5 protein-coding genes and 3 pseudogenes are annotated in these 7,260 nt (G+C 54.6%); 1 reads left to right on the top strand and 7 read right to left on the bottom strand.

Going from position 1 to position 7,260, the window contains the following annotated elements:
- Positions 1 to 220: 220 nt before the first annotated feature.
- From ACU0DV_RS07390 to ACU0DV_RS07370, 5 genes are all read right to left on the bottom strand, one after another.
- On the bottom strand, positions 221 to 1,108 hold the full coding sequence (locus ACU0DV_RS07390; RefSeq protein ID WP_446194798.1) for a sulfotransferase domain-containing protein: 888 nt from the start codon (positions 1,106 to 1,108) through the stop codon (positions 221 to 223).
- 81 nt (positions 1,109 to 1,189) lie between these two features.
- Entirely contained in the window at positions 1,190 to 2,521 is a 1,332-nt protein-coding gene (locus ACU0DV_RS07385) for a lipopolysaccharide biosynthesis protein (RefSeq protein WP_446194799.1), read from the bottom strand.
- Between the two features lie 15 nt (positions 2,522 to 2,536).
- Entirely contained in the window at positions 2,537 to 3,445 is a 909-nt protein-coding gene (locus ACU0DV_RS07380) for a sulfotransferase family protein (RefSeq protein WP_446194800.1), read from the bottom strand.
- A gap of 5 nt (positions 3,446 to 3,450) precedes the next feature.
- Positions 3,451 to 4,800 carry an O-antigen ligase family protein gene (locus ACU0DV_RS07375; RefSeq protein ID WP_446194801.1) on the bottom strand — a complete coding sequence of 450 codons (1,350 nt, stop codon included), beginning with the start codon at positions 4,798 to 4,800 and terminating at the stop codon, positions 3,451 to 3,453.
- Positions 4,797 to 5,918 carry a glycosyltransferase gene (locus ACU0DV_RS07370; RefSeq protein ID WP_446194803.1) on the bottom strand — a complete coding sequence of 374 codons (1,122 nt, stop codon included), beginning with the start codon at positions 5,916 to 5,918 and terminating at the stop codon, positions 4,797 to 4,799. The genes ACU0DV_RS07375 and ACU0DV_RS07370 overlap by 4 nt, the downstream gene beginning before the upstream one ends.
- Before the next feature lie 260 nt (positions 5,919 to 6,178).
- Between ACU0DV_RS07370 and ACU0DV_RS07365 the strand changes: the two are divergent.
- Positions 6,179 to 6,555: pseudogene (locus ACU0DV_RS07365) on the top strand (ATP-binding protein); the annotation flags it as partial.
- Positions 6,556 to 6,853: 298 nt separating this feature from the next.
- Here ACU0DV_RS07365 and ACU0DV_RS07360 read toward each other — a convergent pair.
- A pseudogene (locus tag ACU0DV_RS07360) lies at positions 6,854 to 6,976 on the bottom strand (transposase); the annotation flags it as partial.
- A 12-nt stretch (positions 6,977 to 6,988) separates the two neighbouring features.
- A pseudogene (locus ACU0DV_RS07355) lies at positions 6,989 to 7,260 on the bottom strand (transposase); the annotation flags it as partial.

Genomic DNA, 7,260 nt, shown 5'->3' with positions numbered 1-7,260 from the left:
TCGGCGCACTTCGCGCCGGCCTCATGCTCGGCCAGGATGCCGATGATCTGCTCGTCCGTGAATCTCGTTCGCTTCATTGTCCGTCCTCAGGTTGGGCCGGACTCTAATCGACGGTGGAGGAAAAATCCCGTGGCAGGTCAATCGTTTTTCGAACCGTGAATCACGCCATCCAGCGAAAATCAATGGGGCCTGAACCTAAGACAGCACCGGCCGGCCGAGGCTATGAGCCCGCAACCAGACGATCTATCTTAGACTGATCTTCGGCAAAATGCCGGTCAAGACGCGCGCTCGTGCTAGGGTGTAGATCCCGGGCGGACTTAGATACGGCGCGAATATTGCGTGTGCTGATCAAGTATCTCAAGTGCCCTGGCAACAAGTTATAGGCTGTTTTCAAAAGCCAGCCAAACACGGGGATCTTTTTCAGCTTTTTCACGTTAACAATGGGCTTGTCGCCGCCTTTGTGGAAGACCGTCGTCATCTCTGGAGCGGTCCAAAACCTGTCGATGCCTAGGAAATCAAAGATCCTAGCATAGACGGCTTCGCCGTCTTGCTCCAAATCCCGAGTGTAGAGAATGAGCATGTTTTCTCTGCCGAATTTCTCAAAGTACGGTTCCAGCATGCGGCCATATTCACTCCAAGCAACGATGTAGGCGGACTCATCTTCCTTGTTCTCATGTTCCGTTGCACGCGCCTGTATTAGACGATCCTGCTCCAAAAGGCTGAAGATCTCATGATCAAAATCACCGTCTTCCCCTGCCCGGCGCTTGACCATGCGAAAATGGGAATAGCTCCGCTCGACCGGGTCGCGCAGAATTGCGATGATCTTCACCTTTGGATTGACGGCGTAAAGGTTTTCGAGCGCAGTTTTGCTTGGTAGGTATTGCGGGGACGCCTTCCCCTTCAGGCACCCGGCTGGGCTTCCTTGAAATAAAGACGCCGTCTTCGCAGCGATCTCATCAGGGCTAAGATCTGTCCGATTGAAGATCGGCACTTCTTTGCTCGCGGGCATTGTAACTTGCGGATGCATTTTCATGACCTCGTGCAGCGAGGTCGTCCCAGATTTTTGCGCTCCAATGATGACGAAATCGATATAGTCATTCACTTGCATCACGATTTCCTTTCATAATCGTCACTGGTTTTTCTGGCAGACTGGGCTGTTTGAGTACGGCATTGGTTGAGGCAGTGCAGATCAATTCTTCCACAATCTGGACAAAGCGTTGTAAAAAGGCTTGAACGCGACGCGTAAACGTTCGGGTGTCGGCACCGAGAGAATCAGATAGCCAGGAACCGCCCAAGCGAAATAGATGACCAGCCCGCTGGTCAGAATACGCACACCGCTCACCGCTAGGGCAGCGCCAAGCATTCCTGCGAGGGTCGTGCCGAAGTAGAGGCTGATTGGTAGCAAGACGAAGTTGATGCTCGTCATAAGGCGTGAGACCAGCTTTTCATGTCCTGACATCAACAACAGAGAATTCGCCGTACTTGAGATCGCTGTGGGGACCCGCCCTACGATCATGATTATCAGCAAGAGGATACTGAGCTGCGGATCGAAGGCCTCTCCAAATAGCTGCAGCCAGAAAGCAGGAGCGCCGAAGAGTACAGCACAAACCACCAATGCCGCTGTCGCGCTCCAGTAGACGCTTTGTACGATATCCCGTTGCAGACCGCTTTCATCATGCCGTGCAAAATGTAGCGATGCCCGGGGCTGGAACATGCTCTGGATTGGCTCGACGACCATTGCGGCAAGTATCGATACGCGCGCCACGATTCCGTAGATTGCGGCGGCTTCAAACCCGAGAAGCGCGCCAACCATCAGAACATCCAACCGGTCTCTCAGGACGCGCGCCATCATGACCAAGGTGAAGTGCCGGGAACTTTGCCACCAAGCGGCGCGGTCCACCGGGTCGGTTCCGGTATCTTTTGGCCTCGGGCCAAGGGTTCGGCGCAACTGCCAGCAGTCATAGATCAGCCCGAGAAGCAATGGTATCAGGAGCGCTGCAAAAACTGCGGTATCCTGGGGGAGCACCAAGACACCAACAAGCAGTGTCAAAACTGCACAGCTCGGCCGAATGATCTGATACGAAAAGTCGGACCAGAACACCACACCAAGCGCTCGGAGGATCTGCCTGTCCATGGTCAGATAGCTCCAAGCGAGAATGCACATGCCGAACAAGGCCATGTGCCATGGCTTCAGAATGATCTCCGGGCTGATATATTGCGTTGCGACGAACAGCCCCGTGGATAGCACAGAGGCGAGCAGCGCCCAGGAGCGTGACCAGCGAATGAGAGCATGCACCGTCGCAAACTGCCCGGTCTCTCTGTAGCGGGGTATGAAGCGGTACATGGCCGTGCCAAGGCCGAGCGTTCCGACCGCTCCGAACAGAAACAGGTTGTTCTGCAGATAGATCAGCAAGCCGGCAGTCTCCAGAGAGAGCAACCGTGTCGCAGCAATGATCAATGCGAACCCGAGAAATTCGCCGACGATCATCAGCAAAAAGATCAAAATGGAGCCTTTGAGCATACTTGGATACGCCTTTCAGACCCAGTGGGAATAGAAGCCGGGCCCAAACATAGCCTCGAGCCGAGCGATATCGTTTTTAAATGCGGGCTTCAAATGGTCTTTGACATCTTGGGACAGCATGTCCGGGCGCTTATAGACAAGCTTCATCAAAGACTTAATCCTCTCTTTGGCCCGGGCGTCGTTACTGCCGAAACGCAGTAATTTGCGGGCAGGACCTTTCACGAGCCTGACCGCCTTTCCCGTGAAGCCTGAAGGCGGGACATAACTAGGATTGGACCAGAGCTTTTCGCCCTCATGCGGCGGCAACCCCAGAAAATCCGTCAACTCCTTCAGCGTGCCGTCGTAATCCTCGACGAGGTTCTCGAAGGCGACTAGATGAATTTGCTCAGTGCCAAAAAGTTGGACAAAGGGCGATATCAAAGCGCCATAATATCCTAGGAGCTTGTAGCGACGGATCGGAAGCAGATTCTCTTCCTCAGCGATGGGGCGGGCGAAAACCGCTTTGAAGTCTTCGTTCATCTCCAGCAGGTGACTGCGGGCATGATTGAAACTGGAATATGCGCGGGAAACTGGTTCGCGCATGACCAATACGATCTTCATGTCAGGGTTATGCGCGTGTAGCCGTCCAGCTGTACCAGGATAGAAGTAATAGGAATCCGAGCAATCGCACAGAAGCTGATGGGGTTTAGAATCCGTGAAATGCTTGGCATACTCCTCCTCGCTGCGCACTGCCTGTTCGGATGCAGTCGCCTCAACACCGTCACGTTCCGAGAGAGTTGCCCCGTCCAAGCCATAGGAAAAAAAGTTCAGTGTCTTGTTTTGGGGGACGAAAACGCCGGGATGCTGCCGCAGAAAATCTGTCACAGTAGAGGAGGCGGACTTCATAGCGCCGATCACGGAAATATCTATTTTAAGATCTGTCACGACATTCACTCCTTTGAAACGACCACATATCCAATGGCGATGAGCTGCATAAGAGAAAGGCCGTAAATGGGTGCTCCAAGACTATGTTGGGTGAGCCCCGCCAGAAAGAGGGTGACAACGCAGCCAAGGCATGTTCCTGCCCAGAGCTTCCCTTCATTGCTAGCTTCCTTTTGAAGTAGCACCTGCATGGATTTTGGAATTATGGTAAGAAAAATCCCACCTATGATCGCCAAACCAATAAAGCCAAGCTCCGCGAAAATCATAATGAAAGTATTATGACTTGAGTGGGTGGATGGGTTCAAATACGATGCGCTCACAACCACATTTACCAAGGGAATAGCTCTGGTAAACTCTCGTCCGGTGTCATTGTATCGACCGAAGCCCGTACCAATGATTGGAGATTTAGTTCCCTCAACCACGCCTCGGGCCCACAGCAGACCACGAATGGCCAAGTTCGCCTGCCCCTGCTTGTCAGCAAATGCTTCCAGTGACCAAGCACTGCCGGACTCCAAAGGAGGCTCCGCCAGCCAAGCTCGTTCGAAATTGACTGAGATAACCTCCAACGGATTGGCCGTTGTAAAGGTGCTGGCCAGGCGATCATATTGATTCGGAAAGGCTTTGGACATGCCGATAGCAAGAATCGGGATGAAGATAGCAACCTTTATAAGCTGCCCGACGCGGATCAGAATGATCTGTTGGATGAACATCCCCATGACAGCAGCCAGAACAGATGTGCGCGAGCCGGTACCAAGCAGACCAATGAGCGCGAGAAGAAGCAGGAATAGTCCTTCCCAATTCTTTTTCGTGCGGTACCGGAAGTAGTTGAAGATTACCAAAGAGGCGAGAACTGCGCCAGCCGCGTGGTGCGACGAATAAAGCTGAATGCCGGCATGCCGGACCATGACGGTCAGAAATCCAAAGACAGTCAGAACTAACAGGCAGCGCTCAATTCCTCGAAGCACTAGGTTCGGATCTTTACGAAGCATTACAGTTAAGAAAATGAACGGCCAGTAGTATAAGAAAAACCGGCCTTCTCCGCCAAGCCACGCTACCAGCCCGTTCGTTTTGATTGACAGGATCCCACCGAACATAATCGCACTAATTAGGGCATAAAAAAGAAACAGAATCGCGAGGAATGTCACCCGGGAAACAATTGGATTAGCTAGTATGGCCGCCAAAGAAAGAACGATGCTTGCCATTATACCCGGAACGGCGATGGCTACCCCTAATTCGAGCAACAGGGCCGACGCAAAATTCAGGGCGAAGACGACCTGGATCGACAGAGCCGTTCCAGAGGAGTATCGTGTGGCTCTTGTTGTCTGACGGCCGTCTATAGAGGCATCTGCAAGACTCATGTTGCGCTGGCCATCCGAGCCGTCACGAATTCCGAGAAGGCATCGCGAAAACGCGCGGCGGAAAAACCTTCGGCATGAGCCCGTATAGTAGGCGCGTTGAACTGCTCATATTCCGCTTCAAGCTTATCGATGACCGTGTTGAGCGCGGTGGGACTGTCTTCCCGAAAGAACAATCCGGTTTGCCCTTCACGAACCGTCTCCAATGCACCGCCCCGCCCATAAGCAATTACCGGACGTCCCGAAGCCATGACTTCGAGCGGTACAATGCCGAAATCTTCCACCCCCGGAAAGACCAGCGCGCGGCAGCGCGCATAGTGATCTCGCAGAACATCGAAGGAAACACGTCCAAGGAACTGAATATTTGGCCCCGCGCTGGCCTGCAAACGTTCGCGTTCGGGACCGTCTCCGATCATCACAAGCTTCCTGCCAGAGCGGTTGAAGGCATTGATCACTAGGTCTGCGCGCTTGTAAGTGACTAGTTCGCCCGCCGTAAGATAAAAGTCTTCAGGTGGTGTCTGGGCCAGCTTAAAAGCCTCTAGGTCGACGGGAGGGTGGATTACGTCAGCTTCACGCCCCCAGAATTTCGCGACACGCTTAGCAACAAACGCTGAATTCGCCACGATGTGATCCGGACGCGATGCCGACACCGTATCCCAAATCCGTAGCTTGTGCGCAAGATAAGGCATTACCGACCGGGTCAGCCATCCAGATTGATTGCGATAGATATGGTACTGGTCCCATATGTACCGCATTGGCGAATGGCAATAGCAGACATGCACGGTATCCGGTCCAGTGATCACACCCTTCGCAGGTCCGGATTCCGACGAAATGACCAAGTCGTATCCGGATAGATCCAGCGCTTCGAGAGCACGTGGCATGAAAGGCAGATACTTCTGGTAATGCTTTTTCGCACCGGGCAAGCGCGCAATACCTGTTTCGATGATCCGGTGTTTTGTAATTGTGTCTGAAAGTTTCTCGGGAATCACGACATGGGTAAATATATCCGCTTGGGGATAAAGGCGGCAGAATTCTTCGATAACCTTTTCGCCGCCCCGCATTCCGACGAGCCAGTAATGCACGATGGCGACCTTCAAGGGAGGTTGGTTTTTCAATGCCAAGTCTCGCGCCTTTGCTACCTCATAGGGAATCTGCGTCTGGTCTACCTCGACGCGACTTATCTAGGAACGCGCGCCCCAGTTCAACCTAGCGCAGGTTTCGGCTGCGACCCTGACCGAGTACGCCAGATTCTGCAACTGCGAAGGCGATGCTTCAGTGCGTGCATAACTACGAACGGCGCAAAATGCGGCGCTGTGAGGTTTTGATCGGGCTGGATTAATGCATTGATTTCCGACCAGAACTGCTCCAGAGGGCGGGCACGTTGGGACCGAAGTGCACGGTACCGGAGCGTCCCAGCAGCCTGAAGATTTACGGCATGTCGCAAGCCGTCATCAACCTGATCGAGCAGGGGGGCCCAGCCTTCGAAGCCGTCGTGTCTGCTGCACGACGGCTATCCTTACGCGTTTGCTAAAGGCTGAGGTCGCGGAGCACGAGATCAACGAGGCTACGGTGCGTCAGCTGCACAGGTGCGAGGTCATCGATGCATCCGAGAACATCGTGCCCATCGGCAGCCCCGACACGTGAAAATTCATCTCGCCACGGTTCAGGCTGTCGAACACCATCGTCGAAAGGTGTGCTTCTTCTAGACCATCAAAACTGGTCAACACGCTCGAGCAGAAAAAGGCCAAGGGCAATGCTCCTCCAGCAGCAGGAACCAAGGAGTAAGGCTGCTTTGGCGCAGCCGGAAGACGTCTTACCGTTCGCCGCGGAGGACGCCCCGGACCAAGCCCCGGCTCAGACCAGTGATCCGGACGATCCGCTTGATTGGTACGCCTTCGGACCCCATGCGCTAGATCAGCAAGTTGGTTTTCTGGCGCCGTTGAAAGCCGTCGAATTGGAGGCTTTCCGCCGCCGTCAGGATGGCTGGTTCCAGCTCGGCGCTGCAGGCTACGGCGGGCATTGCGCGACGGACGGCGGATTGGAACGCGTCGCTCGCGTTTTGCAAGAGGTGCCAACGATCGGCAACCTGGGTCGCGTCAGGACGCGCTTCGGAAATTGCCTGTCTATACCCGCCGTTCCGATCTCGCGCGACAATTTCGATCTGCGGGTGTCGCCGCAGCTGGCGGCTACGGTCGCAAGGGATGTGGATCTTGCGCCATAGACGGCGTTTCGCGCCGCCGTGCTTGCGCGCATGCCACTCGCCTTCGCCCTCCGCCTTGATGCCGGTGCTGTCCACTGCCCGGCAGGGCATCACGAAGTGAGGCCCCGAGAGGGGATCATAAGGTTCAGCGGCCCCCGCGAGCCGCGGTAGGGGATGGTCACGACCAGAGCCTTCTGCCGCCTGCTCAGCGTGCTGAAATCTGGTACTGCCCAGTCGAGGCCGACCAGCCGTAGGAGGCTTTC

Source organism: Sagittula sp. (assembly GCF_052825245.1).
The sequence above is the reverse complement of the archived record's forward strand: the minus strand, read 5'-3'. Positions and strand labels throughout refer to the sequence as shown.

What these genes read in the sequence shown, in the direction of transcription:
- ACU0DV_RS07390 (WP_446194798.1), bottom strand. Translation starts at nt 1,108, where the DNA reads ATGCAAGTGAATGACTATATCGATTTCGTCATCATTGGAGCGCAAAAA.
- ACU0DV_RS07385 (WP_446194799.1), bottom strand. Translation starts at nt 2,521, where the DNA reads ATGCTCAAAGGCTCCATTTTGATCTTTTTGCTGATGATCGTCGGCGAA.
- ACU0DV_RS07375 (WP_446194801.1), bottom strand. Translation starts at nt 4,800, where the DNA reads ATGAGTCTTGCAGATGCCTCTATAGACGGCCGTCAGACAACAAGAGCC.